The 628-nt window shown below is 60.4% G+C and carries 1 protein-coding gene; it reads right to left on the minus strand.

The window, feature by feature from the left end:
* Positions 1-37 precede the first annotated feature (37 nt).
* A complete protein-coding gene (locus XI08_RS09845; RefSeq protein WP_271574265.1) occupies positions 38-472 on the minus strand; it encodes a hypothetical protein in 435 nt (144 codons plus the stop codon).
* Between the last annotated feature and the right edge of the window lie 156 nt (positions 473-628).

Here is a 628-nt window from a genome sequence, read left to right on the forward strand (position 1 = left end):
CTCGATATGCTCCCCCTGAAACCGTTGACCCCCGCGCTTACTCGCAGTCCTGGTCGGCCGCCGTTACCTTTTGCTGGGAAGGTGCGGACTCGGCCGCACCCGCCGTCGCCTTCTTTGATTGTTCGGTGGGCGCGGGACGGGTCTGCGCGACGGTGCCTGCCGTCCGATCCGGTGACTGCGCAGAGGGTGCGGGGTGGGTCGCCTTTGATTGTTCGGCAGCGGTGGGCTGGCTCTGCATCTGGCGCTGCGCATCTTCCGACGACGTTGCGGTATTCTCCGAGGCTTTGCTCATCGAAGATGTCGGCGGTTGCTGCTTGGAATCAGTTGCTGTGGAACCAGTGGTTTGTCCCGTATAGCCCGGAACGTTCCCTGATCCTGCATCGCGGCTAACCGTGGTGCAGGGACCGGCATAAACGGAGTTGGCGCTGAAGGCGAGCACCGCACTCAAGATCATAAGTCTGTTAGCGATCATAGCCCTTCTCCTTTGAACTCTCTGGACGATTGAACAAAGGAGTGGCGCCTTCCGTTCCGGACGCGCGAGAGTGGCGCCAACATTGACGAGTGGCTGAGTTCGCCAGGGCTAAAATCGCCCACCTAGAATAAGACCGCGATACAGGTTTCCGTTCTG

It is taken from the genome of Bradyrhizobium sp. CCBAU 11361, from assembly GCF_028128935.1.
In the GTDB taxonomy this organism is placed as follows: domain Bacteria; phylum Pseudomonadota; class Alphaproteobacteria; order Rhizobiales; family Xanthobacteraceae; genus Bradyrhizobium; species Bradyrhizobium niftali.